Genomic DNA, 24,003 nt, shown 5'->3' on the forward strand with positions numbered 1-24,003 from the left:
TGGCTTCGGTCGACGACAGGGAGTCCGTTGCTGTCAGCGAATGGCCAGCACGAAGATGATCGGCAGGGCGACAACACTTTTCACGAATGCACAGCCACGGCGAACTCTTCGATGATCCGCGCCAGCGCGCGCGGGGCGAAATCGTTGGCGTTGTGCGCTTGGCCGGCCAGGACGACCTTGCGGGCGTTCGGCATGACCGCGAGCAGCGCGTCGATCCGCTCGCCGAGGTGGGCGGGGCTGCGCTGCCCGCCGAGCAGTACCGTCGGCAGGTCGATGGTGGCGTAGGTGTCCAGCCGCCGGCCGAGCTGGTCGAGCGCGCGCAGGTCATCGATCTGACGGGGCACCCACGCGCGCAGTCTCGGCGTCGCGGTCACCACGACACGGAACAGCAAGGCCGCGGCGAGGCTCGCCCCGAACAGGTCCCGTTCGAAGATCGCGACGGCCTTGCCCGGCTTGCCCGCGTCGACCGCGGCCCGCGCGGTGCGCAGCGCGGACTGGTCGAACGGTTCATCGACCGTCACCGGGGGTTCGTAGGCGAGCAGACCGGCGAAGGAACGCGGCGCCGCGGCGGCGGCCTCCAGGGCGACGACGGCACCCGAGGAATGCCCCACCAGCAGCGGCGGCTCGTCGAGCCCGGCCGCGAGCGCCAGGATGTCGTCGGCTTCCTCGGTGAGGGTCGCCGGTGGTGTGAGGTCGAGGCGATACCGGCGGCGGTGCGGCCGGAGCACCCGGAAGCGCGGCGTCAACCGCGCGGCCACTCGGGTCCAGGCCGAGCCGTCGTCCATGCCGCCGTGCACGATCAGGATCGGCGGGCCGCTGCCCTCATCGATGGTGCGCAGGTCCATGCCCACGACTATCGGGCGCGTTCAGGCGCGCGTCTTGGACGAATGTTCCCGGCTTGTCAGGGCTTTCGGCGTGCAGCCCGCGAAGGACAGGGTGTCGCGGTGCAGGTGCGACTGATCCACGTAGCCGCACCGCGCGGCCACGTCGGCGATGGCGGCGCCGGAGGTGAGGGCCTGGACGGCGCGGTCGAACCGCACGAGCATGGCGGCGCGTTTCGGGGTGAGGCCGATCTGCGCGGTGAACCTGGACCACAGCCGTTTTCGGCTCCACCCGCACAGTTCGGTCAGTTCCGCGACGCGCACCTGTCCTCGGCCGGCGACGATGCGCTCCCAGCTCGCCGCCACCTCCGGGTCGGCCGTGAACGAGCACCGGCTCAGCACGAACGCCTCCGCCAACTCGAAGCGCCGCTGCCACGACGTCGCCTCCGCCAGTCGCTCCCGCAGGCGCTGCGCCGACGACCCCCACACCTCGTCCGCGGCGACGACACCGGGAACGGTCGTGCCGAACAGCGAATACGCCCGCACCGGCGAGAGTCGGATCTCCACGCACTCGACCCGCCGGCTCCGCACGCGCACCGCGCCGGGCGCCATTGCCGACACGACCCCACCCGTCGCCTGACTTCCGCTCCCCCGCACGACCTCCACACCGTGCGCACCGAAATCGAGGACGACGGCGACCATCGGCCCGGGGACGATCCGCGCGTCCATTCCCTCGCGGGCGCGATCCCGGAACCCGACGATCTCGACGCCGCTCTCGCGCACCGCCGCGTGCGCGACGTCCCAGCCCGCGCCGAGATCGCTGTCGAACACGATCGGGTCCACAGAGCCAACGGTAGCGCGGTGGATCGTTCACAGGGCGAGCATGGCGGCGGCGACCCGGTCCGCCGCCGCGTTCGGCAGGGCGGTGCCCATGTCGTCGAGAACGAGCAGTCGCGCCCCGGGGATCTCGGCGGCGAGGGCCTCGCCGTTCCCGACCGGGAAGAACGGGTCGGCGCGGCCGTGCACCACGAGGGTGGGCACGTCGAGTTCGCCGAGCCGCTCGCGCCATCGCGGGGCGCAGTCGAGCCGGGAGAACACCATCCCGAGCTGATTGGCCTGATGCACCGCGGGATCGTTCGACGGCGTCCGATCCCAGATCCTCGCCGCCTGGGCCCGCGCTTCCGCCGGATCGTCGCCCAGCGCCTCGGCGCCCTCGGCGGCGAACGCCGCGACGGCATCCCGGTCGGCCCAGTCCGGCATAGGGTGGGCGAACAGGGCATTCATCACCGAGGCATCGTGGTCGGGCAGATCGGGATCGACCGGGCCCGGCGCCACCGGCCGGGTCCCGACGAGGGTCAGCGCGCGGAAGGTGTCCGGATGATCCAGCGCGGCGACTTGGACGACCATCCCACCCACGCCGATCCCGGCGAGATGCGCGGTCCCGGCCCCGAGGGTCCGCACCAGCGCGGCCGCGTCGGCCGCGAGATCCCGCAGGTCGTACGCCGGGTTGTCCGGGTCGAGGGTGGTCGACGCACCGGCGTCGCGCAGGTCGTAGCGGACCACGCGACGCCCACCGGCTGCGAGCCGCTCGCACAGCGCATCGGGCCACGACAGCATCGTCACACCGCCGACCAGCAGGACCAGCGGATCCGCGGGCCGGCCGAAGCTCCCGACACCGAGGTCCACCCCGTTCACCGGCACCGAATCCACATCCTCGCCAAACCGACTCGCCATTCCTGGATTCCTCTCCACGGCTCTCCAGAAGTACTGACGATCGACTCGCCCGGAAGTCATCGGTGCGCGCCGACCAAGCCACCCGCACCCCGAACCTGCCGCCCACCCTCACACCGGCCGCCAGCGGACTTCCGGGCACCCCGGCAGATGCTCGATCTAGGCGAGATTGGCTTCGATCAGGAGCTTCCAGATTTCGCCCTGGTCGACGACCTCGACGCCGAGCTTGGCGGCCTTGGCCAGCTTGGCATCACCGACACCGGCACCCGTGATGAGCAGGTCGGTGTTGGCCGAGACCGAGGATGCCGCCGCGGCGCCCGCCGCTTCGCACAGGCGCTGGAAGGCGGGGCGGGCGATCTTCTCGCCCGTGCGCGGGTCGCTGATCGCGCCGGTGATCACCACCGTCTTGTCCGCCAGCGGCGCGCCCGCCGCCACGACCGGGGGCAGGTCCTCGGCGCGGACATCCAAACTGACACCCGCCGCGCGCAACCGCTCGAGTTCCGGGCGCAGGCGGGTGAGGTGTTCGGCAAGGGACGCGGCCACTTTCGGGCCGATGTCCTCCACCTCGACCAGCCGGTCCGCCCCGGCGTCGGCGACCTCTTCCAGCGAGCCGAAGCCCGCGCGGGCCAGTCGCGCGGCGGTGCCCTCGGAGGCCATCGGGATCGCCAGGCCGATCAAGGCGCGCCGCAGCCCGACCTCGCGGCTCGCGGCGATCGAGTGGATCATCCGGGCGGCCGACACCTCACCCACGCCGTCGAACTCGAGCAACTGCTCGGTGGTCAGGGAGTAGAAGTCGGCCGGGCTTTCCAGCAGGCCCGCCTCGGCCAGGCGCTCGATCCACTTCTGGCCGATCGCGTCGATATCGGCCGCGGCGCGCGACGCCCAATGGATGAGCCTGCGCACGGTCTGCGCGGGACAGGAGACGTTGGTGCAGAACAACTCCCGGCTGTTGCCCTGCTCGGTCACCGGCTGCCCGCACGACGGGCACACCGACGGGGGCACGATCTCGCGCTCGGCGCCGGTGCGCGCCGACGCGTCGAGCACGCCCGCGACGAACGGGATCACGTCGCCGGCGCGGCGCACCAGCACGGTGTCGCCGATGCGGATGTCGCGCGCCCGGATGACCTCCTGGTTGGCCAGGGTGGCGCGCGTGATCGTGGTGCCGCCGACGAACACCGGCTCCAGCCAGGCGACCGGGACGATCTTGCCCGTCTTGCCGACGTCCCAGACCACGTCGTCGAGCAGTGTGGTCTTCTCCTCGGCCGCGAACTTGAACGCCAGCGCGCCGCGGGGACTCGCCGATCGGGTGCCTGCCGCGGCGTAGGCGTCGCGGTCGGCCAGGCGCAGCACCGCGCCGTCGATGTCGTAGTCCAGATCGTTGCGGCCCTGCTCGATCGTGGTGATCGCCGCCTGCGCCGCCGCGGCATCGGCGCAGTGCCGCATCCGCGCGCCCTCGATCCCCAGCGCGCGCAACCCCTCCGCCAGATCGACCGCGGTCTCGCCGCCGGAGGTGTCCAGGTCGAAGCCGAAGAAGCGCAGGCGACGCTCGGCGACGGTGGCCGGGTCCTTCGCGCGCAGCGTGCCCGCCGCGGCGTTGCGCGGGTTGATCAACGGCCGGTCCGGATGCGCGGTGTTGTAGGCGGTGAAGGTGGAGCGGAGCATGACCACCTCGCCGCGCACCTCCACCCGGCCCCCGACCTCGATCCGGTCCGGAACGCCGTCGACCAGCGCGCGCACCAGCATCGTGACGTCGTCGCCGGTGGTTCCGTCGCCGCGCGTCACCGCCCGCGCCAGCCGCCCGTCCTCGAACACCACCGCCAGCGACAACCCGTCGAGCTTGGGCATCACCACGACCGGCTGGCCGGGGAAACGGTGGAAGAACGCCTCCACCTGCGCCGGCGTGGTCGCCTTCTCCAGCGACAGCATGGGACGCGAGTGCCGCACCGGAGCGTGCAGCGTCGCCGGCGCCCCCACCTCGTCCAGCGGGTTCTGCTCCGGCGCGAGCTCGGGATGGGCCTCGATCAGCCCGCGCAGCTCGTCCTCGACCGCGTCGTAGTCGGCGTCCGCGACCAACGGCTCACCCTGGTAATACGCCTCCCGCAGTGCCACGACACGATCGGCCAGCTGTTGAATCCGTTCCCCGATATCCACAACCCGTGACGCTACCCACCCGCACCGACAGCGACGCGAAGACGCGGCTCGAGTGTCGTGGACGGACGAGAGCTACCGGACTTCCCGCTGCCCCATCAGGAGGCCGATCACGCTCGCCTCCTGGCCTTGATGCCGCAGCATCTCCCGTGCGGTGCGCGACACGGCACCGTCCGGGAGCACGCTCATGGCGGCACGCGCCATCGTCATACCGCCCTGGTGGTGGAAGTACATGAGGCGCAAGAAGATCGCCTCGGCCTCCGGCCCGCGCGCCGCGGCCAACGCGTCGAGGTCGGCCCGGGTGGCCATCCCCGGCATCGGTTCCGGCGCAGGCGTGTGCCCGTGGCCCGCCGGGGCGACGTGCATCCAGGCCATGGGGTCCGGATTCACGGTGCTCTCCCCCGCCAGCCGCAGCCAGCCGAGCATCATGCCCGACTCGGCGCGCTGGACCTCGGCGATCTGCCCGGCGAGCGCGCGCACCTCCGGTGACGCGTCCTCGGACAACCGGTCCACCATGACCAGCGCCTGGCTGTGGTGGGCGTACATGTCCTGGACGAAGGCCGTCTCCTCGGCGGTCAGTACCGGCGGAGCGGGGCTGTGGCCGTCGGTGATCAAGGGCCGCAAGGCCGCCCCCATGACCAGCAGGAGGGCGGCCGCGGCGAGCCCGGCGGCGACCAGATAGGCGCGGGTCATGAGCCGATGGTCGACATCTGGTCGGCGGGCGGGGTGTAGACCTCGGCCGACAGCTCCAGGGCGAGAAAACCGTTGTCCGCGCAGGTCGTCCAGATCTGGTTGCCGCGCCACTCGGGCGGCGAGAAGCACCAGTCGGTGGACAAGTCACCGTTCATGATCATCCCGGTGCGGTCGCTGGTGGCCTGCGCCGGATCGAAGCGCCCTTGGAGCACCGCCTGCGCCACCGTCGGCGCGGCCAGCAGCGGAGGGCCGACCAGCGACGCGAGCGCGTGCGGCGAATTGGTGAGCTCGTCACTGCGCTGCGATTGGGCGGGCGGGTTGTAGTACGCGATCTCCCGGAAATTCTCCGGATCGCTGACGTCGAAGACGCGAATCCCCGACGACGTCCAGCCGCAGGCGAGCGCGGTCGGATCGACCGGACGGTCGGCCGCGCAATAGTGGGCGTCGTAGGCGAACAGCGACCCACCCGCCGCCGATGCCATCGCGGCATCCTGGTTGTCGAGCAGGTTGATCTCGAGCTTGATGGACCGCACGATCCGCGGGCGATACGGATCGGCGACATCGATGAGCTTCACGCCACCCGAGCCCGCCTCGTCCACGGCGAAGACGTAGGGATGGCCGTCGTAGGTCACCGGAATCGCGTGCTGCGTCGCCCAGCCGTCCGACCACGTCATGTGCACGAGTTCCCGCACCTCGGGCGCGGGGTCACGGCGCTGCACGGCGCTGATGTCCATGATCTTCATGCCGCCGAAATTGTCGGCGAGGTACAGGGTTTCGCCGTCGGCGCTGAAACCCATTCCGTGCATGGAGAATCCGGCCAAGCCCTGCCAGACCACCCGGGGCTCGGCGGGATCGGTCAGATCGACGGCGCTGACCAGGCCGGGTGCGGTGCCCGAACTCCAGTAGGTGCGGCCGTCCGGGGAGAATCCCCCTTCGTGCGCGGTGATGGGCAGCGGCGACGAAAGATCCGTGCCCGCACCGGTATTGAGCAACCGCGGATGCGCGCAGTCCGAGATGTCGTACACCGACAGCAATCCCGCCCCGGTCAGTACGGGAGCACCCGCACCGACGAGCAGTTTGCGGCCCGCGTGCACCTTCAGGCTCTCCCAGGTTCCGGCGAGCATGGCGGGCTCGTTCAACGTCGCGGTATGGACGGGATTGCCGGGGTCGGACACGTCCAGCACCCGCACGCCCTGGTCGGGACCCACCAAGTTGCCCGGGAAGAAAGTGCCGATATAGGCGCAGTGGTCAAAGGTCACCGAGGTGATCCCGCCGCCCCGCCCCGCGTTGCCGCCGAGACGGGTGAGATTGCAGCGATACCCCTGCTCACTGCGACCGCTGTCGCGATCGGCCGCGGGCACGTCGCCCTGCAGGCCCGTCTCCGGTGCGGCGTCGCCGAGACATTCCGCGCGGTCGGCCGCGATGTCGAAGGTCGCGCTGGTGTCCTGCAGGCCGCCGGTCTCGTCGCCCGGCTGACCGGAGGCCGTCACCCCGGGCAGCACCAGCACCATCGCCGCGAGCACCGCCGCGCCCGCGGAGCGCCGGCTCGTTCGTGATGGTTTGTCGATCGCCATTGATCGCGTTCCTCTCCTGTTGGACGATCCGGTCAGATCGCCGTACCGATATCGCGCGCCACGATGTTGTCCAGCGCGCGCTCGGCGATCGCCGCGATCGTCATCGAGGGGTTGCACGCCGCCGCCGTGCCGGGCACCAGCGCGCCGTCGAGCACGTACAGTCCCCGCTGCCCGTGGACGCGGCCGTCCAGGTCGCACACCGGGCCCATGTTCGCGCCGCCGAGCGGGTGCCAGGTCGAGGGGAACTGCGCGTTGGTGTCCAGCAAGCTGCCGCCGGGCGCGACGATCCGGTGCGCCGCCGGACCGATGTGCCCGTTCTGGATGACGTGATCGCCTTCGTGCGGCCAGCGCAGCACTGCGTCGTCGCGAGCCGAGTCGTAGGCGAAGGCGCCGCGGGCGTCGCTGACGCCGTAGCCCACCATCATCGTGCTGCTGGGATCGACACCCAGCGGCGGAATGGACGCCTGGATCAGGGTGAACGCCGAGCGTGGATCGTCCCAGTTCTTGCTGCCGTACACCACGGGCCCGCCTTGGGCCGAGCCGAATCCGGCGGCGGGATCGGTCCAGACGTAGATGCGGTCGGCGTTGGTCCCCCACCCTCGGCCCAGCTCGCCGGGGAGGTCGGGAACGAGCCCCTTGGCTCCGGCCCGCATCAGCAACCGGGTGGTATTCACACTGCCGGCGGCCATGATCAACGCCTCGGCGGTCAGGATCTTGTGCTCGAGCGTCGCGCCGGTGGTGTCCAGGCGCCGCACGTGCACCGTCCACCGCCCGTCCGGCGCGCGCTCCACGTCGGTGACCTCGTGCAAGGCGTGCACCCGGACGCGTCCGGTCGCTTCCGCGGCGGCGATGTAGGTGACGTCGACCGAGTGCTTACCCCCGTTGTTCACCCCCATGGCCCCGTCGCCGTTGGTGTAGGAGGGCTTCATCTCCCCGCGGAGTTCGGCGAGCGCGCAATTCCAATCGATGGGCATCGGGATCTTCGCGAGGGGCATCCCGGCCGCGCGCACGCGCTCGGCGAAATACCGTGCCGCCCGGTAGTTCTCGGTCGCGACGAGTTCGTCCGGCGCCACCGCCAGCCGCAGCATCCGCGCGACCCTCGGATAGTGCACCCGGTCCATCAGACCCCAGTCCAACTCGGCCGGAAGATGCTCGGCGAACACGGCTTCCGAGGGCTGCAGGGACATCCCCTGATAGACCAGGGAGCCGCCGCCGACACCGGCGGGGCACAGCGCCGTCATATTCTCCCCGGCCACGGCCTCGATCAGCCCGGTGTACGGCTCGAACAGCAGCGGCCTGCCGAAGAGATCGGGATTCGACCGGCACCACAGCAGGCGCTTGTCGGGTGCGGAGGCGCGGGGAAAGGTGTCCCGGTTCGGCCCGGTCGGCCACCGCATCCCGCGTTCGAGCACGGTGACCTGCACGCCGGCCTGCGCCAACCGCAAGGCGCTGACGCCGCCGCCGAACCCGGAGCCGATCACCACGACACGATGGACCTCGCGGGTCAGCGGGACGGTGCGGACACGCGCGCCGACCGGCGTGGCCGAGGCCCCCTTCGCTCCGGCCATCGCGACACCTACGGCCGCGGCACCGGTCAGCAGTGACCGGCGAGAAAGCACTGTCATTCCACACCTTCGAGACTTCGGAGACGGACCGCGACGCACCGCGTCGATGAGTCGGCAGGCACAGTAACATGGTTACTGTGGTTTGCGACACCCTTCGACCGAGAGCGACCAGGTCCGGAACATCCACCGAAGGCTGGACGGATCTCGTTCCATGAAGTTTCGATGAGTTCTATCACCAAGTCGCTGAAGAATACTTGGCTATTACCAGTAAAACTGGCATATACGACTCTATTATGTTGGTCATGATTCTTCATTCCAGGAGCGCAGTGGCGCGCACCTTCCTCCAGGTGGGCGCCGCCTCGATCGCCGCGACCGCCCTCATCGCCACCGCGGGCGGCGCCGCTGCCGAACCGCAGCCCGCGACCCCGGTGGCGACCGGAACCGGCTCGTCGGCGCTCGACGCCGGATCGGCCGCCGCGCAGTCCGCGGGATGGTTCGCCCAGCGCGGCGACGTCCTGGGCCTCCTCATCCTCCTGGGCGTGACGCCGTTCCAGATGCTGACCGGCGGGGTCTGCGACCTCGCCACCCTGTCGGCACTGCCGTCCCCGTGCCCCGCGCCGAAGGCCTACTGACAGGGCACGCGAACCGCGAAGTCCGGCAACCACTTCGGCGTCCGAACATCCGCCCATCGGTGATCACCCCTCCTCGCCGCATCCAGTGCGACGCCCGTGCGACCGACACGCGCGCCCAGCACACGTCCGGCACTCGGGCTATGCGTCCTGTCTCTCAGTACCATCGGATTCGTTGCGCGATGCCGTGTCATCGGGCAGGGCGGGAGCGACGGTGGCGGCGAGTCGGGATGACTCGCCGGAGGAGGAGATGTGGACTCAGCACCCCCGGGCGGGATGCGCGGCGCGACGGAGTCGTTGATCTCCCGGGCGTTCACGGCCGGGCCCGTTGCGGCCGACGAGTCCGACGAGATCCGCAACCGGCTGCTCGACGCCGCGTACGAGCAGTTCAGCCGGTTCGGTATCCAGCGTTCCACGATGGAGGACGTCGCCCGCCGCGCGAACGTCTCGCGGATCACCGTGTACCGCAGATTCACCGGCAAGGACGAACTCGTGGAGCAGGTGGTGCTCCGGCAGTTCCGCAGGTACTTCCAGCAGTTCTCGGCCGAAGTCCGGCAGGCGAACTCGCTCGACGAGCGCATCGCCGCCGGCTTCGTGTCCTCGTTGCGCGCGATCCGCGGCGATCCGATCATCGCCGGACTCGTCGCCGCCGACCCCGATCAGTTCGCGAGTTCGATGTTCGGCGACGAGGGCCGGACCCTGGCCGCGGTGCGCGGATTCGTCGCGAACCGGCTGCGCGACGAGCAGCGCGCGGGCTTCGTCGCGTCCACCCTCGACACGGAGCGGGTCGCCGAGATCATGGTCCGGATCTGCGCCTCCTTCCTGACCATTCCCAGCCAGGTGGTGAACCTCGACGACGAGGACGAACTGGCCGAGTTCGCCAGGCTCTACCTGGTGCCCATGGTGCGGCCGCGCGACCTGTCCGGAGCCGCCGGCTCGTAGGCCTCGCGCGACCGGCCCGATCACCGTTTCTTCGGCGGCGGCGTGAGCATCGGCACGAGGAATTGCTCTGCGACGGCGGCCAATTGGTCGTCATCGTCGAGGTCGATCACGTGGCTCGGAATCGTCAGGAACGAGGTGCACAGCCGCACGAAAAGCTCCGCGACCAACTCGACGTTCACCTCACCGGAGATGGTGCCCGCGCGCACCTCGGCGCGCAGCTGACCCGCGACGAACTGGTGCACGGTGGCCACGGTTCGCCCTCCGTCACCGATCAGCGAGGTGGCGAGATAGCCGGGTTCCGCCGAGATCAACCCGTCGATGAGCGGGTTCCCCCGAATGGCGCGCAGGGAACTGACGAACCCCAGCACCACGCGATCGGCGGCCGAGGTGGCCCGCTGGATGTCCACGAGGAACCGGTCGAAGTACTGGCGGAACTGCCGCAGCACCACCTGTTCGACCAGGGCGTCCTTGGTCGCGAACCGGCGGTAGACCGTGATGCGCGAGACTCCCGCGCGGCGCGCCACATCGTCCATCGTCGACCGTTGGATGCCGAACCGGCAGAACTGCTCGTAGGCGGCATCGAGCAGGCGCGAGCGCAACTCGTCCAGCTCGTCGACCCGCTCGACCGCCTCGAGGTACGCGCGCTCGATGAGCGAGTCGCGGTCGGCGCCGCGCGCGGGCTGTGGTTCCACGTCGTCCTCCTGTGCTCCGGCCTCACCCTGCGCCCGAGGCCCGAATGCCCGCGCCACTCTTGTGATGCCTGACACAATATGCTCTCATGAATGATACGCAGATACAAAATTTGTATCCCTGCATCAAGCACGGCGTGGATCTCGACGAGGAGTGACGGCATGGACAAGCTGAGCAGGCGCAACGCTCTGAAGGTGAGCGGTGCCCTGGGCGCGTTCGGCGCGGTGATGGCGACCGCACCGGTGCGCGCGGAACCGTGGACGTGGTCACCACAGGGTTCGGTGGCGGGCAGCGGAACCGGCGCCGACCCGATGACCGTGTGGGACCCCGAGGCCGACGACCTGGTCGCCTCGGTGCTGGACCGCGGCGATGTGCCCAGGATCAACGAATTGCTGCGGACCTGGACCCACAACGGCCAGCCGCTGCCCGAGGGCCTGCCGGCCGATCTGCGGGACTTCATGGAGTACGCCCGGCGGATGCCGTCGTGGACCGACCCCGGCAAACTCGCCACCGCCTTCGAGTTCAACAAGAAACGCGGCCTCTACCTCGGGGTGCTCTACGGCCTGGCCAGCGGCATGATGAGCACGGCCATCCCCCGGGAAGCTCGGGCGGTCTATTACTCCAAGGGCGGTCACGATCTCAAGGACCGCATCACCAAGACCGCGAAGCTCGGCTACGACATCGGCACGGCCAACGCCTACGCACCCGACGGCGAGATGATCGTGACCTGCGTCAAAACCCGGCTGGTGCACGCGGCGGTGCGCCACCTGCTGCCGTCCTCGCCGTTCTGGGTGCACGTGGCCGACGAGGGCATTCCGATCAGTCAGAACGACATGATGATCACCTGGCACAGCCTGCCCACGACCGTCATGAAGCACCTGACCGCGTGGCGGGTGCCCATCCCCGCCCACGAGTCCGACGCCTTCCTGCACTCCTGGCAGGTCGCCGCGCACATGCTCGGCATTCGCGACGAGTACATCCCGAATTCCTGGGCGGAGGCCAACTCTCAGGCCGCGCAGGTGCTCGACCCGATCCTGTCGCCGACCCCGGAAGGCGTCAAACTCGCCGATCGGCTGCTGCAACTCGGCGCGAACCTGGACCTGACCGTGCTCAGCAAACCGGTCCTCGGCGCCTTCACCCGGTTCCTGCTCGGCGATCACCTCGCCGACGGGCTGCACATCCCCCGCGAACCGATCTGGACACCGCTGCTCCAGGCGAGCTGGGGCCCGTTCATCGCGGTCCGGGAGGGGCTGCTGCCCGTCGTGCCGCTGGCCCCGGACGCCTACTGGCTGTTCGACGAATTCCTCCGCCGCGCCGCCCTGATCTACCTGGCCGAACTGCGCATGCCGATCAGCATCGAAATCCCGGTGATGAACCGGGACATGACCCAGCCGCACCGCTGAACTGCGGCCGGGCCGCTGTCCGCCAGACGTTCGATCGTGCCGGACGAACGGAGCGCGGAGCCGGTCGCGCCAGGCCGGGTGGTTCCGCCGAGCCCCTCGGAACCACCCGGCCGTGGCAACCGAGCCGGACCACGTATTTCCTTGGCAGTCTCGGGCGTTGACGTCACCTCGGGGAGGACACGGACGGAGTCGACACTGTTGCGGGAGTTGCCATTTCCCGGCGCCGCGCATGCGGTGGGCGCAGGGCTCGCTACTTTCGGCGAGTCCGGTCGGCGAGGGATTCCTCCAGGATCAGCCCCATATCGGCTCGCTTCGGCTACCCAGTCGCTGGCGCTCGGGGGGCCGTCGAGCACCGTGGGCGTACTCGAGCAGTTGGGTCCGACCGTCGAAGATGCGCTCGCGGCCGGAGACGCCGGTGATCACGGGGAACACGGCCGCCCCGGAAGCGATCCACCAGCCCGGCGGCGATCAACGACCGGCTGAGGCTGATGCTGCCGAGGGTGCCCAGCGGCCGCGACTCCTGCTCCTCGAGGTCCGGCACGAACGCGATCGGGTCGCTTCTGACGAGTTCGCCGTTGGCCCACGTCAGCGGCGTGGTGAGCGTGGCGGAGAACACGATCTTGCGAGCGGCGTCGAGCGCGACGGACTCGGGCGCGTCCGACTGGCCGGCGAACTGGGCCATGAGCCGGCAGGTGTTCGCGCCCATGCGGTGAACGATCTCCTGCTGGCTGTCCTCCTTCAGCCAGGCGAGGTGCTCCGGGCCTTCCAGCCCCCAGTAGGCCGGCCAGCCTTCGGCCGCGCCGTAGCCGTCCAGGGAGGCGATGAAGTCCACCGTCAACGTTGACAGGCCATTTATCCCATCTCGGTTGTGATCGACAATGGTGCATTCAACCCACTGGTAATCCGCCGGTCTCCGGACCGTGGCCCGTCGGACCTCGAGCTACGGGACCAGCACGATGTCCCTCTGGACATGGCGGCCTTCGACCGATTTCGTGTGCTTCAGCCGATTCGCCGGGCGCTCAGAGCCACAGGTCGAACGTGGTGGTGTCCAGGAAGTGCTCCAGATCGGTCCGCCACGAGGGGGCGGAGGTCGCGACCGGCCCGAGGGCGGTGTAGCGACCCCGGTAGTAGAGCAGTGGGCGGCCCGAGGCGGCCGGTTCCGACAGCTCCAGTACGCGGCCGACGACGATGTGGTGATCGCCGCCGTCGGCCACGCTTGCGACCGAGCACTCGAGGGTGGCGAGCGCGTCGTCCAGCAGCGGCAGACCCCGCGCGGACGTGTGCCACGCGATCGAGGCGAAACGGTGGGGTTCGCGGGACCCGAAGCGGGCGCACACTTCCCGCTGTTCCTCGGCGAGGATGTTCACGCAGAACAGGCCCGATTCCTCGATCGCGGCCCAGGTGCTCGAATCCCGCACCGGGCAGAACAGCACGAGCGGCGGGTCGAGCGAGACCGCGGCGAACGACTGGCACGCGAACCCCACCGGCGCACCGCCGGGCCCGAACGCGGCGATCACGGTGATCCCGGTGCAGAACTGGCCCAGCACATTCCGGAACCGGCGCGGTTCGATCGCGGGCGGGGCGACCCCGGCCGCCGCCGCGTCGCGCGGGCCGGGACTCATGCGACAACTCGTGTCCGGCGAAATCCGCACGCGCACAACTCGACGATCGACACCACAGGCCCCTTCCACCGCTACCGGCCGCAACCGCTTAATGATAACGTTTTTCAACAAGAAGGGGTGCACCACCGCACGAAGCAGGAGAGACACATGGACGACTTCTACTCGCCGGTCGCCGAGTTCTACGACCTCGTTCCCCGCGCGCACGCGGAAGGCGAGGCGGCACTGCGCAAGATCCTGGCCGAAGTCGATCCGAGCGCGGGCCCGGTGGTCGATATCGGCGCGGGCACCGGGCGCACCTGTCGCATCGTCGCCGAGGTGCTGCCGACGGCGAAAATCCTTGCGAGCGAACCCGCTCCGGCGATGCGCGCGGTGCTGACCCACGAAGTGGTCACCGACGACGACCTGCGCGCCCGGGTGACCATCGTGCCGGAGGCGGCGCAGTCGGTCGTGCTGCCCGAGTCGATTTCGGCGCTGATCCTGTTCGGCGTGCTCGGGCACATCGGGCAGGAGGATCGGCGGGCGCTGTGGGATCGGGTGCTCCCCCGGCTCGCGCCCGGCGCGCCGGTGCTGGTGGAACTGCTGCCGGTCACGCGTCCCACGACGCTGCCGAAGATGCGGCTGGCCCGTGAGCAGATCGGCGAGCTGGTGTACGAGGGGTCGATCGAGGCCGAACCGGTGGGCGGTGACCTCATCGAGATGACCTCGACCTGGGAGGTCAGCGGCGCGGCGGCGCCCACGCGCGTGGTCCGCAACGTCAGCCGCTGGCACACCTTCGGCATCGAGGATCTGGCCGAGGAGACCGGGCTCGCCGGCGAACAGCTGACGCCGCAGACCGCAGTCCTGCGCGCTTCTCGAAACTGACTCGACGCGCAAAGGGGGTGTGCTCGCACATGCGGGCATATCGCCTTGTGTGTCAACGCTTTTCGTCGACACGCACGGTGATCCCGTCGCGTGGACGCATGCCGATGAGCCCGGCCGGGCGCGCGTCCGTCGTCAGCAGTTCCCCCTCGAAGTGGCGCGCGACGGTGACGAAGGCCGCCTTCACCGCCATGGTCGCGAACCCCGCACCGATGCAGCGGTGCGGACCACCCCCGAACGGCAGGAACTCGTGCGGCGCCGGACGGTGGTAGAACGCCGAACTCGGATCCCAGCGCCGGGGCTCGAACCGCTCGGGCTCTCGCCACACGGCGGGCAGCCGGTGGGTGTGGTACGGACTGAATATCAACAGGTCACCGGGCACGAAACGCGCTCCCGCCAAGGTGAATTCGGCGGCCACCTTCCGCGACACGATGGCCGTGGCCGGGTAGAGCCGCATCGTCTCGGAGACGATGCCGTCCAGGCCGGGCAGGTCCGTGATCGAGACCGGCGCACCGGCGGGCAGCCGCTCCGCGATCTCCGCCCGGATGCCGTCCCACACCGCGCGATCGCGCAGCGCGCAGTACAGCGTCCAAGCCAGTTGCGCCGCTGTGGTTTCGGCGCCGGCTTCGAGGAGACTCACGAGCTGGTCGGTGATCTCGGCGTCGGTCAGCCGCGCGTCGCCGACGCCCCGGAGCAGCACGCCGAGCGCGTCCTCGCCCGGCTCAGCCGCCGCGCCACGGCGCTCGATCTCCGCGACCACCCACCGGTGCACCGAGGACCGCGCCAGCAGGGCCCGCCGCCAGACGGGTGAACCGGCGCCGCGTTCGAGCGTGCCGCCCAGCACATCGGTATCGATGGCGCGGTGGATATCGTGCAACCAGTCGCTCAAACCGTCGGAACGCTCCACGGCGGCCACACCGAACAGGCTCTCCAGCGTGGCCAGGCGCAGCGCCTTGCGCAGCGAGCCGTACACATCCAGCACCGCGCCGGGGCGCCAGTCCGCCATCGCGGCCTCGATATGCCGGACGACCGTCTCCAGGCGCCCCGCCACCCGGCGAGCGGTGAACGCCGGCGCGACCAGTTTACGCAGACGGCGATGCGCGTCACCGTCGTTGACCAGCAACGCGGACGGTCCGGTCAGCGGCGTCAGCGCCGCGAAAGCCTGCTCCCAGCTGAACAAGGCGCTGTTGGCCAGGATGAACTCGCACGCCTCGGCGCCGAGGGTGAGCCGGAAGCCCATCGGCCCCGCCCCGAGCGCGGTCACCGGTCCGTTCTCCCGGTACAGCCGCGCCATCGTCGTGTACGGGTCGGACGAAAACGCCTGGAGATCCGCCAGTGCGCGCGGCGAGGGCGACGCGCTCATCCGAGATCGCCGCCCGACGCGGCGAGCAGGTCCGGCAGCGGCACCGCGACGGGCGCGGGCGGCCGGATCAGCTCGGGCTGACCGAGCACGGTCGTGAGCCGCTGCCACATCCCGGTCACCGTCATCGCCCACTGTCCGGCGCCGGCCGTGCGGCGCGGGTCGGCGATATCGGCGCGCACCTGCGCCAACGCATGTCGAACGCCCTGCGGCCACATCTCGTCGAAGACCTCCCGGAACGTCGCGGTGTCCGACGGTGCCAGCACCTCGGTGCTGGGCACCGCCAACCGTTCGGTGCCGGGCCCGGACATGAGCAGCCGCCCGGTCTCGTCGCGGTCGGAATGCAGTCGCGGACTCCACAACACGGGTCCGTGGGTGTCGGCCAGCGTCAGCACGCCCCCTTCGAACGCCACCGCGATGCGGTGCAGCGCGAGAGCGTGATTGTCGGGGTCGCCGGGGTGCATCTGGTTCTGCACCCGCAGCGACACCGGGACACCGCCGATCACGCCGGACAGGGCGGTGTAGGGCATCGGCGTATCGGCCAGTGCCGCCACCTCCGGCAGCAGCGGGGCGGGCTGCCCGAACGCCCACGGGCGCAGTTTGCCGACCGCCGCACCGAGGACGTCGAGCAGCGGGTAGAGCACCTGGACTCCGGTCGCGGCGTCCACGTGCCGCGGCGGCTGCCGCTCCCGGAGCACGCACGCCGCGCGCAGGAACAGTCGCACCGGCGGCAGATTCGGATAGAAGGCGTTGAGCCGGTAGCACACCCCGTGTTCACGCGCGATCCGCAAGCAGTCGGCGAGCTCGTCGGGATGCACCAGATGTTCTTGCAGCACATGAATTCCGCGCGTCAGCAGGCCCTGCGCGAGTTTCGCGCCGTCACCGCCCGCGACGCCGGCGCGCACGGCGACGCAGGCGATGTCGATATCGTCGGGCAGCTGGTCGATGCCCGTATAGTGCGGCACCCCATAGCTTTTCGCGCACTCCACCGAGCGGGCACTGCCCCGCGACACCACGCCCGCGAGCTCGACGCTCGGATCTTCGTGCACCGCACGCAGATACACCCGGCCGAACGAGGTGCCACACACCACGACTTTGGGCACGCCGGGCGAGGTAGTCGCACTCACAGGATTCCGGCCTCCATCGGTTCGTCGTGGGCGTGCGGGTGCGTCTGCCACACCGACAGCGCCCCGAGGTGGCGCACGGCGTCGAGCAGACCGCGCGGGTCGAGGACGTCGTCGGCGAAGTGCAGGCCCGGCGGCACCACACCGTCGAGCACGGCCACGACAGCGTGCGCGGCGACCGCCGCGGTGAGCGCGAAACTGCTCGGCGTGCGCACCACGGCGGTGTCGGTGCGCCCGGGACGGGTGAGGGTGAACGCCATCAGATAGAACGGATCCAGCCCGGCCAGATCGAGGTCGGCCGCCGCGCGGATCTCCTCGGCGATCCCCGCCAGGGCTTCCGCGTGAGCGTGCACTCGGCCGCGCAGCCGGGTGAGCGTCAACCGCAGCGCAGTGCCGACGAAGACGTTGTACCAGTGCAGATCCGTGAGCCCGGCCGCGCGGGCCATGCGCTCCGCGTCGGCGGTGAGGAACGGCATCGCGGTCACCGCGCCGGGAAAGCCCGCGATCTCGACGTTCTCGCGCACCGCCAGCGCGCAGCGCCGCCGCCGGCCGCCCGACCAGGCGGCCAGCGTCTCCCCGTACCAGTGCTCGCCGTCGCCCGAACTGTCCAGCGAGAGCGCGAGATCCGCGGCCGAGGCCGCCGCGAACGGCTCGATGCCGCCCGCGTAGACGTCCAGCCGGGCCCCGCGCAGATCGTCGGCCAGCAGCCGGGGCACCACGTTGGCCAGGCCGGGCAGCATCCCGGCCGACAGCACCGCGATCCGCTCCGGACCGAGCAGCGGCGACCCCGCCAGCAGGTGGTGGGCCGGCCCGTCTCCCGACACGTCCACGTAGTCGCTGCCCGCCGCCAGCGCGGCCCGCGCCACCCGGTCCTTCACCAGGTACGACGGCCCCGCGCAGTTGAGCACGAGCCGGGTTCCGGCGCAGAACCGCGCCAGCGACTCGGGGTCGTCGATATCCACCCGGCGCCATTCGGTGGCGTCGGGCAGGGCGGCGAGGTCGATGCGGGTCTCGTCGCGCGCGCCGAGCCGCAGCGCGTCGGTCCCGAGCCGGGTGAGCATCCGCACCGCCGCCCGCCCGACCACACCCGTGGCGCCCACCACCGCCACCCGGGTCACGGTCGCGCCTCCGAGCCGGCGTCCGGCAGGAGCGCGGTGATCCGCTCGGCCACCGCCGCCGCGTTCGACGCCGACATGCTGGTCAGATGATCGCCGGGGATGTCCTCGAAGGCCAACGCGCCCAGGACGATTCGGGACCAGAAGCCGTCCACGTCCACCCGCGAGCCCAGGAACATGGTGCCCTCGCGGTTGCGCAGCACGCGCACCGGGCCGAAGTAGGGCTCGGCCCGGTGGGCGCCCATGGCGCGCAAGTTCTGCGCGAAAAGATCGAACTGACTACGGAATTCGTCCAGCGAATGACCGGAGGAATAATAAGGGCCCGCGCCCTGGGCTGACGCGGCGTGCAACGCCGCGAGCCGATCGGCGCGCGGGGCGGCCGCCAGCTTCCGCAACGTTTCCGCCAGCGGGGCGAACGCGCCGTCCAGCCCGCTGAGCGCGCCCGCCGGTACCTCGTCCGGACTGCGCTCGAGCACCGAACGCACTGCCGCTTCGAAGGTTTCGGCCTCGGCGGGGAATCCGACAGCGGCCGGATCGACACCGATCGCCTGGGCGAACACGTACTCGACCAGCAGGTCGTCGTACACCGCGGGCGGCTGGTGGGTCCCGATCACCGTGAGCTCGTCCACCGTCGCGCCGGCCTCGGTGAGCGTGCGCGCGATCTCGGCGGCGAGCAGTCCGCCCACCGAGTACCCGATGACGCGGAAGCGCCGATCGTGGTCGAGCAGTTCGGTCGCGTAATCGGCGGCCTGCCTGGTGACCACGGCGTCTGCGGGCAACGCCCGGTACCGCGCCGGGTCGGTGACCTCGAGACCGATCAGCGGGCCGGGATGCGCGGCGCGCAGATGCGGGACGAGCGCCTGGTAGGGCGTCAGGGTCCCGGTGCCGCCGGGGACCAGCACCCAGGTGCCGCTCTCGTGCCCCGGCTCGCCCCCGAGCGCGCGCACCGCCACCCGCCGGTCCGCTTGCGCGGGAGCGGCCTCGGCGCGGTGCCTGCGCGCGGCGAGTGCGGCCACCGTGGGGTTGCGCAACATGTCGCGCAGCAATTCCTGCCACTCGACTTCGGCGATCTCGGGCACACGATCGCGCAGGCGCCCGACCATCTGCGAGAGCAGCAGCGAGTCGCCGCCGAGGGTGTAGAAGTTCTGGTCGCGGCCCACGCGCGCGACGCCGAGCATCTCCTGCCACAACTGGGCGATCCGCTCCTCGATCTCGTCGGCGGGCGGCACGTACGGGATGTCCGTCGCGGCCGCCGGAGTCTCGGTGAGGCGGGCGGCCAGCGCCGCGCGGTCCAGCTTCCCGTTCGCCGAGCGGGGCAGCGCGTCCAGCAGGCTCAGCTCGTCGGGCACCATGTGGCCGGGCAGCAGCGCCGCGACGTGCTCGGTGAGCTGCTGGTCGGTGACGGCGCGCCGTTCGCCCTTGAAGCGGGCGACGAACACGCCCTGCCCCGACGCCGCCAGCGGCTCCCCCTCGGCGGGCAACACCCGCACGTGGTCGGCGCCCGCGTGCTCGAGTTGGCGCAACCACTGGTCGCGGGTGAAGAACGCCTGCCCGGTACCGGCCCGCACGTCGGTGAACGCGGTGAGCTCACTGAAGAATTCGAACTCCATCGACACCAGCAGCGCGTAGTTGTGCTGCCGAGTGGGTTCGAGGAACACCAGCCAGCCGCCCGGCGCCAGCAGATCGCGCAGCCGCGCCAGCACCTCGTCGGCATCGCGCGAGTTGTGCAGCACGTTCGCGCACAGGATCACGTCGGCCGAATTGGGCCGCAGCCCTTGATCGAGCGCGGCGGCGTTGATGTCGAAGCGGCCGTACCGGACCCACGGGTAGTCCCCGAACTTCTGGCGCGCCTCCCCGAGGAAGTACTCCGAGATGTCGGTGAAGTGGTAGTCCGGCGTGAATTCCGCCAGGGCGGGGATCAATTCGGTGCTGGTGCCCGCGATGCCGCCGCCGACTTCGAGCACCCGCAGCCGGTGCGGCAGCCCCCGCGCCACCTCGCGCACGGTGTCGATCACCACGCGATGCGCGCTGCGCGCCACCAGGTTCGTCCTATAGACGGCGTGCGCGGCCCCCGGCTCGCCGGCGGGGAACAGCAGCTCCCGCACGTCGAGTTCGCCGCGCAGCAGGTCGTCCAGTCTGCTGCTGCACCGGCGGATGTAGTCGAGGGTGTCGCTGCCGTAACCCACGACGGCGTCGAGTTCGTCGATGCGCCGCCACGCCTGGGCGACCGCGTCGGGACCCGCCGCGATCAGGTCGCTGTACCATCCGGTGGCCGGGTCGTGCACGACCGCGCCCCCGTCGGCGAGGGCCGCCATCCACCGCTTCAGCAGACCGTGCTGGCGGTCGGAAACCCCGGTGGCGGCGGCGATCTCGGCGATATCGTAGGGGCGTTCCCGGTCGGCGAACAGGCCGTCGGCGCGCAGCCGGGCGGCGATGGAGAGCATCGCCATCTCGTCGACCGCCCGCATCAGGGCGACGAAGGACTCGCCGTCGATCTCGTCCTGGGCCGCCGCCGCGGCGTCCTCGGCGGCGGCGAGCACGGCGGTCTCCTCGCCGGTCGTCCCGCCCGCGACCGCGTCGGCCGCGACTTCGGCGAACCCGAACAGCCGCCCGCGCTCGCTCACCAGCACCGCCGCGTCGGCCACCGCGGGGTGGCGGCGCAGCGCCGACTCGATCTCGCCGAGCTCGACCCGGTGTCCCCGGATCTTGACCTGGGTGTCCTCCCGGCCCAGGAACTCGAGCCGCCCGTCTGGGTGGAAGCGGCCGAGATCGCCGGTGCGATACAGCCTTTCACCGGTGCGCGGGTGGCGGAGGAATCGTTCGGCGGTCAGTTGATCGTCGCCCAGATACCCTTCCGCGACGCCGAGACCGCCGAGGTAGATCTCCCCGGTGACGAGCTCGGGACAATCCTGTAGCGCCGAATCCAGTACGCGCACAGTCTGATTGCGCAGCGGGATGCCGTACGGGATGCTGCGCCAGGCCGGATCGATCGTGCGCACCGGGTGGTGGATCGACCAGATCGATGCCTCGGTGGCCCCGCCCAGACCCACCACCGCGACCTCCGGATGTGCCAGGCGCACCCGGTCGGGCAGGTCGAGCGGAATCCAGTCGCCCGACAGCAGGACCAGCCGCAGCGACTCGGCCGCACGAGTGGGGGTGGTGTCGAGGTAGTCCAGCAGCATTTGCAGCTGGCCGGGCACGCTGTTCCACACCGTCACCGCGTGCTGGTCGACCAGTTCGGCCCACCGCGACGGGTCGGCGGCGCGATCCTGTTCGGGCAGCACCACCGCACCTCCGGCCGCGAGTACGCCGAAGATGTCCCACACCGATAGGTCGAAGGCCAGGCTCGCCACCCCGAGCACCCGATCGCCGCGGCCGAGCCCGAACCGCTGATTGATGTCGTCGATGGTGTTCGCCGCGGCCCGGTGGGAGATGACGACGCCCTTCGGCTCCCCGGTGGAGCCGGACGTGTAGACGACGTACGCCGGATCCGACGGGTCCACGTCGGCGGGCAGGTCGGGCGCGGCGTCGGCCTCCGGCACCGCGTCGGCCCGCACGACCTTCGCGGTCGCGGGGAGTTCATCGACGTCGGGCAGCCACGATTGGGTGAGCACCACGTCGATCCCGGCGCGGTCGATGATGCGTTCCTTGCGCGCCCGGGGCTGGGTCACCTCGATGGGCACGTAGGCGGCGCCGGCGAGCAGCACGGCGAGCACCGCGACAATCTGCTCCGGCCCCTTCTCCATCACGATCCCGACCCGGTCGCCGGGCTCCACACCGGTCGCGCGCAGGGCCGCCGCCACCGCGACGGCACGGCGGCGCAGATCGGCGAAACTCACGGCGGCGCCACGGTGGAATACGGCGGGCGCGTCCGGATCGGCGTCCGCCCGGTCCAGTACGAGCCGGTGCAGCAGGCGCGGTTCGGCCACGGCGGCGGTGTCGTTGTAGGCCTCGCGGCGGGCGCGTTGCGCCGCGGGCAGCGGGACCGGGTGCTCCTCGGTCCAGGCGTCGGGGTCGCCGGCCAGGCGGGTGAGCAGGTCGACGAACGCGGCGAAAGCGTCGGCCGCCGTGTCGCCGGCCAGCACGTCGCGGCGCACGTCCCAGGCGAGCAGCACCCCGTCCTCGTGCGGGGTGACCTGGCAGTCGAGCCACACCTGGGGTGTGCGGGTGAGGCCGCGCAGGATGCGGCCGCCGCCGGTGGGCGCGGCGGAGATCTCGCCGCCCAGGGCGCCGGTGTAGATCACGGGCATCAGGACCGGGCTGCCCGCGCGGCGGGTCAACTCGCTGAGCACTTCCACGCCGTCGAACAGCCGGTGGTCGAGATCGGTGAACAGGCGCGCGGTGATGGCACGGGCGCGGGCGGCGAAGGAGCTGTCCGCGTCGAGGTCGATGCCGAGCAGGTTCACCGACGTGAAATCGCCGAGCACCGCGTCGATGTCGGGGTGGGCCGGAAGCCGGTTGAACACCGGCAGATTCAGCGTGAACCGGCGGCTGCGGCTCCACCGGCCGACCACCTCGGCGTAGGCGGCGAGCACCGCGCCGGAGGCGGTCAACCCGTGGGCGGCCGCGTGCGCGGTCAGGTTCGCGAGGTCGGCGGCGGGCAGCCAGTGGTGCAGCCGGTCGAAGCCGGGGTCGGTGCTGTCGCCCGCCGCGACGGGCAGATCGGGAGCCGGGGGCAAGGTGTCGAGCCGCTCCAGCCAGTACTCGCGATCACGCTGGTACCGGGGTCCGTGGCGCAGCCGTTGCACGCCCATCACGTAGTCGCGGAACCCGATCTCCGGCGCGGGCCGCAGCACCGACACGTCCCCGTCCGCGCCCACGAGCCGGTTGAGTTCGGCCAGCAGCAGCCGCAGGCTCGCGGCGTCGATCACCAGCAGTTCCAGCAGCAGGTGCAGCACGCAGCCGGTGTCGGTGCGGGTGAGGCGCAGCGCGAACAAGGGCCACTGCTCGGTGGCGGTCGCCGGGCCGAGCATTTCGTCGCGCTGCCGGTCGCGGGCGGCGTCGATCCGGGCCGGGTCCGCACCGCGCAGGTCGGTCACGAGGATCTCGTACCACGGCACTGTCGCGGCGATCCGCTGGTGGCCGTCGCCGTGCACGGTGGCGCGCAGCATGCCGTGGCGCTCGACGAGCGCGTTCCACGCCCGCTCCACGACGGCGGGTTCGACGTCGTCGTAGGCGATTTCGAGGTAGCTGGTACAGGCGACGCCGCCGAACGGGTAGGTGGGGTCGCGGCCGATGAGGTAGGCCGACTGGACGGGGGTGAGCGGGAACGGTTCGTGCGCGTTGACGGTGTCGGCGGACACCTCGAGCGCCACCTGGTCGCGCGAAAGATAGTCCAGCACAGCGGGTTTGTGAGCGGTCAGCCGCTCGCGATGTTCGGCGGTGAGCACGCCGCGCGGCGCGCGGAATCGCAGGTGCTCTCCGTCCGCCCACAGATGGACTCCGCGCTGTCGTAGATCGGTTACCAGGTCGGCGACGTTCACAATGCACCTTCTTCGAGCTCGAGATCGTTCTGCGGTTGGTTGCGGGTGAGTCCGGCGATGGTCGGGGTGGTGAAGAACTCGCGCAGGCCGGTGGTGACGCCGAGTTCGCGATGCAGCCTGCCGAGCAGGCGGGTGGCCGACAGCGAGTCGCCGCCCGCGGCGAAGAAGCTCGTGTCCCGGCCGGGGAGTTCGCCGCCGACGATCTCCTGCCAGAGGCGGCCGATCCGGGTTTCCAGTCCGGGCCG

Annotated in this window: 19 protein-coding genes; 4 read left to right on the forward strand and 15 right to left on the reverse strand. The window is 70.9% G+C overall.

Going from position 1 to position 24,003, the window contains the following annotated elements:
- Positions 1–80: 80 nt before the first annotated feature.
- The 7 genes from DFR74_RS00335 to DFR74_RS00365 form a co-directional block, all read right to left on the reverse strand.
- Complete coding sequence (locus DFR74_RS00335) at positions 81–845, reverse strand: alpha/beta fold hydrolase (RefSeq protein ID WP_067510930.1); 765 nt, start codon at positions 843–845, stop codon at positions 81–83.
- A gap of 21 nt (positions 846–866) precedes the next feature.
- Entirely contained in the window at positions 867–1,664 is a 798-nt protein-coding gene (locus tag DFR74_RS00340) for a helix-turn-helix domain-containing protein (protein WP_232331796.1), read from the reverse strand.
- 27 nt (positions 1,665–1,691) lie between these two features.
- Positions 1,692–2,555 carry an alpha/beta fold hydrolase gene (locus DFR74_RS00345; protein ID WP_170160681.1) on the reverse strand — a complete coding sequence of 288 codons (864 nt, stop codon included), beginning with the start codon at positions 2,553–2,555 and terminating at the stop codon, positions 1,692–1,694.
- A gap of 156 nt (positions 2,556–2,711) precedes the next feature.
- A complete protein-coding gene (gene ligA, locus DFR74_RS00350) occupies positions 2,712–4,703 on the reverse strand; it encodes an NAD-dependent DNA ligase LigA (protein WP_067510928.1) in 1,992 nt (663 codons plus the stop codon).
- Positions 4,704–4,775: 72 nt separating this feature from the next.
- A complete protein-coding gene (locus tag DFR74_RS00355) occupies positions 4,776–5,393 on the reverse strand; it encodes a DUF305 domain-containing protein (protein ID WP_067510927.1) in 618 nt (205 codons plus the stop codon).
- Positions 5,390–6,967, reverse strand: a complete 1,578-nt coding sequence (locus tag DFR74_RS00360; RefSeq protein ID WP_067510926.1) for an LVIVD repeat-containing protein — start codon at positions 6,965–6,967, stop codon at positions 5,390–5,392. The genes DFR74_RS00355 and DFR74_RS00360 overlap by 4 nt, the downstream gene beginning before the upstream one ends.
- Before the next feature lie 32 nt (positions 6,968–6,999).
- Positions 7,000–8,592, reverse strand: a complete 1,593-nt coding sequence (locus tag DFR74_RS00365) for a GMC oxidoreductase (RefSeq protein ID WP_084537840.1) — start codon at positions 8,590–8,592, stop codon at positions 7,000–7,002.
- A gap of 242 nt (positions 8,593–8,834) precedes the next feature.
- Between DFR74_RS00365 and DFR74_RS00370 the strand changes: the two genes are divergently transcribed.
- Both DFR74_RS00370 and DFR74_RS00375 read left to right on the forward strand, forming a co-directional pair.
- A complete protein-coding gene (locus tag DFR74_RS00370; protein WP_147265709.1) occupies positions 8,835–9,164 on the forward strand; it encodes a hypothetical protein in 330 nt (109 codons plus the stop codon).
- Between the two features lie 249 nt (positions 9,165–9,413).
- Positions 9,414–10,103: a TetR/AcrR family transcriptional regulator gene (locus DFR74_RS00375; protein ID WP_232331795.1), complete on the forward strand. Its 690-nt coding sequence runs from the start codon at positions 9,414–9,416 to the stop codon at positions 10,101–10,103.
- Between the two features lie 20 nt (positions 10,104–10,123).
- Here the strand turns inward: DFR74_RS00375 and DFR74_RS00380 are convergent, their stop codons facing one another.
- Positions 10,124–10,795, reverse strand: coding sequence for a TetR/AcrR family transcriptional regulator (locus tag DFR74_RS00380; protein ID WP_067510922.1), 672 nt, complete (start codon positions 10,793–10,795; stop codon positions 10,124–10,126).
- A gap of 159 nt (positions 10,796–10,954) precedes the next feature.
- On the opposite strand from DFR74_RS00380, the gene DFR74_RS00385 reads away from it, so the two are divergent.
- Complete coding sequence (locus DFR74_RS00385) at positions 10,955–12,196, forward strand: oxygenase MpaB family protein (RefSeq protein WP_067510921.1); 1,242 nt, start codon at positions 10,955–10,957, stop codon at positions 12,194–12,196.
- Positions 12,197–12,512: 316 nt separating this feature from the next.
- Here DFR74_RS00385 and DFR74_RS36530 read toward each other — a convergent pair whose 3' ends face one another.
- Entirely contained in the window at positions 12,513–13,028 is a 516-nt protein-coding gene (locus DFR74_RS36530; protein ID WP_232331800.1) for a dihydrofolate reductase family protein, read from the reverse strand.
- Positions 13,029–13,215: 187 nt separating this feature from the next.
- The gene (gene hsaB, locus DFR74_RS00395) at positions 13,216–13,818 is read right to left on the reverse strand and encodes a 3-hydroxy-9,10-secoandrosta-1,3,5(10)-triene-9,17-dione monooxygenase reductase subunit (protein WP_067510919.1); all 603 of its coding nucleotides are present in this window, start codon (positions 13,816–13,818) and stop codon (positions 13,216–13,218) included.
- A gap of 147 nt (positions 13,819–13,965) precedes the next feature.
- Here hsaB and DFR74_RS00400 point away from each other — a divergent pair, with 147 nt between their 5' ends.
- Complete coding sequence (locus tag DFR74_RS00400; RefSeq protein WP_067510918.1) at positions 13,966–14,679, forward strand: class I SAM-dependent methyltransferase; 714 nt, start codon at positions 13,966–13,968, stop codon at positions 14,677–14,679.
- 52 nt (positions 14,680–14,731) lie between these two features.
- Here the strand turns inward: DFR74_RS00400 and DFR74_RS00405 are convergent, their stop codons facing one another.
- From DFR74_RS00405 to DFR74_RS35775, 5 genes are all read right to left on the reverse strand, one after another.
- Entirely contained in the window at positions 14,732–16,039 is a 1,308-nt protein-coding gene (locus DFR74_RS00405) for a cytochrome P450 (RefSeq protein ID WP_084537839.1), read from the reverse strand.
- A complete protein-coding gene (locus DFR74_RS00410) occupies positions 16,036–17,163 on the reverse strand; it encodes a Gfo/Idh/MocA family oxidoreductase (RefSeq protein WP_067510917.1) in 1,128 nt (375 codons plus the stop codon). Before DFR74_RS00410 ends, DFR74_RS00405 begins: the two co-directional genes overlap by 4 nt.
- Positions 17,160–18,278: a saccharopine dehydrogenase NADP-binding domain-containing protein gene (locus tag DFR74_RS00415; RefSeq protein WP_067510916.1), complete on the reverse strand. Its 1,119-nt coding sequence runs from the start codon at positions 18,276–18,278 to the stop codon at positions 17,160–17,162. The genes DFR74_RS00410 and DFR74_RS00415 overlap by 4 nt, the downstream gene beginning before the upstream one ends.
- Positions 18,275–23,758 carry a non-ribosomal peptide synthetase gene (locus DFR74_RS00420; protein WP_067510915.1) on the reverse strand — a complete coding sequence of 1,828 codons (5,484 nt, stop codon included), beginning with the start codon at positions 23,756–23,758 and terminating at the stop codon, positions 18,275–18,277. The genes DFR74_RS00415 and DFR74_RS00420 overlap by 4 nt, the downstream gene beginning before the upstream one ends.
- The coding region (locus tag DFR74_RS35775) for a phosphopantetheine-binding protein (RefSeq protein ID WP_170160682.1) at positions 23,755–24,003 on the reverse strand (249 nt) is incomplete at its 5' end. The genes DFR74_RS35775 and DFR74_RS00420, both read right to left, overlap by 4 nt.

It is taken from the genome of Nocardia puris (assembly GCF_003315035.1).
GTDB classification, from domain to species: Bacteria; Actinomycetota; Actinomycetes; order Mycobacteriales; family Mycobacteriaceae; genus Nocardia; species Nocardia puris.

What these genes read in the sequence shown, in the direction of transcription:
- DFR74_RS00335 (WP_067510930.1), bottom strand. Translation starts at nt 845, where the DNA reads ATGGACCTGCGCACCATCGATGAGGGCAGCGGCCCGCCGATCCTGATC.
- DFR74_RS00345 (WP_170160681.1), bottom strand. Translation starts at nt 2,555, where the DNA reads ATGGCGAGTCGGTTTGGCGAGGATGTGGATTCGGTGCCGGTGAACGGG.
- DFR74_RS00355 (WP_067510927.1), bottom strand. Translation starts at nt 5,393, where the DNA reads ATGACCCGCGCCTATCTGGTCGCCGCCGGGCTCGCCGCGGCCGCCCTC.
- DFR74_RS00360 (WP_067510926.1), bottom strand. Translation starts at nt 6,967, where the DNA reads ATGGCGATCGACAAACCATCACGAACGAGCCGGCGCTCCGCGGGCGCG.
- DFR74_RS00365 (WP_084537840.1), bottom strand. Translation starts at nt 8,592, where the DNA reads ATGACAGTGCTTTCTCGCCGGTCACTGCTGACCGGTGCCGCGGCCGTA.
- DFR74_RS00370 (WP_147265709.1), top strand. Translation starts at nt 8,835, where the DNA reads ATGATTCTTCATTCCAGGAGCGCAGTGGCGCGCACCTTCCTCCAGGTG.
- DFR74_RS00385 (WP_067510921.1), top strand. Translation starts at nt 10,955, where the DNA reads ATGGACAAGCTGAGCAGGCGCAACGCTCTGAAGGTGAGCGGTGCCCTG.
- hsaB (WP_067510919.1), bottom strand. Translation starts at nt 13,818, where the DNA reads ATGAGTCCCGGCCCGCGCGACGCGGCGGCGGCCGGGGTCGCCCCGCCC.
- DFR74_RS00400 (WP_067510918.1), top strand. Translation starts at nt 13,966, where the DNA reads ATGGACGACTTCTACTCGCCGGTCGCCGAGTTCTACGACCTCGTTCCC.
- DFR74_RS00405 (WP_084537839.1), bottom strand. Translation starts at nt 16,039, where the DNA reads ATGAGCGCGTCGCCCTCGCCGCGCGCACTGGCGGATCTCCAGGCGTTT.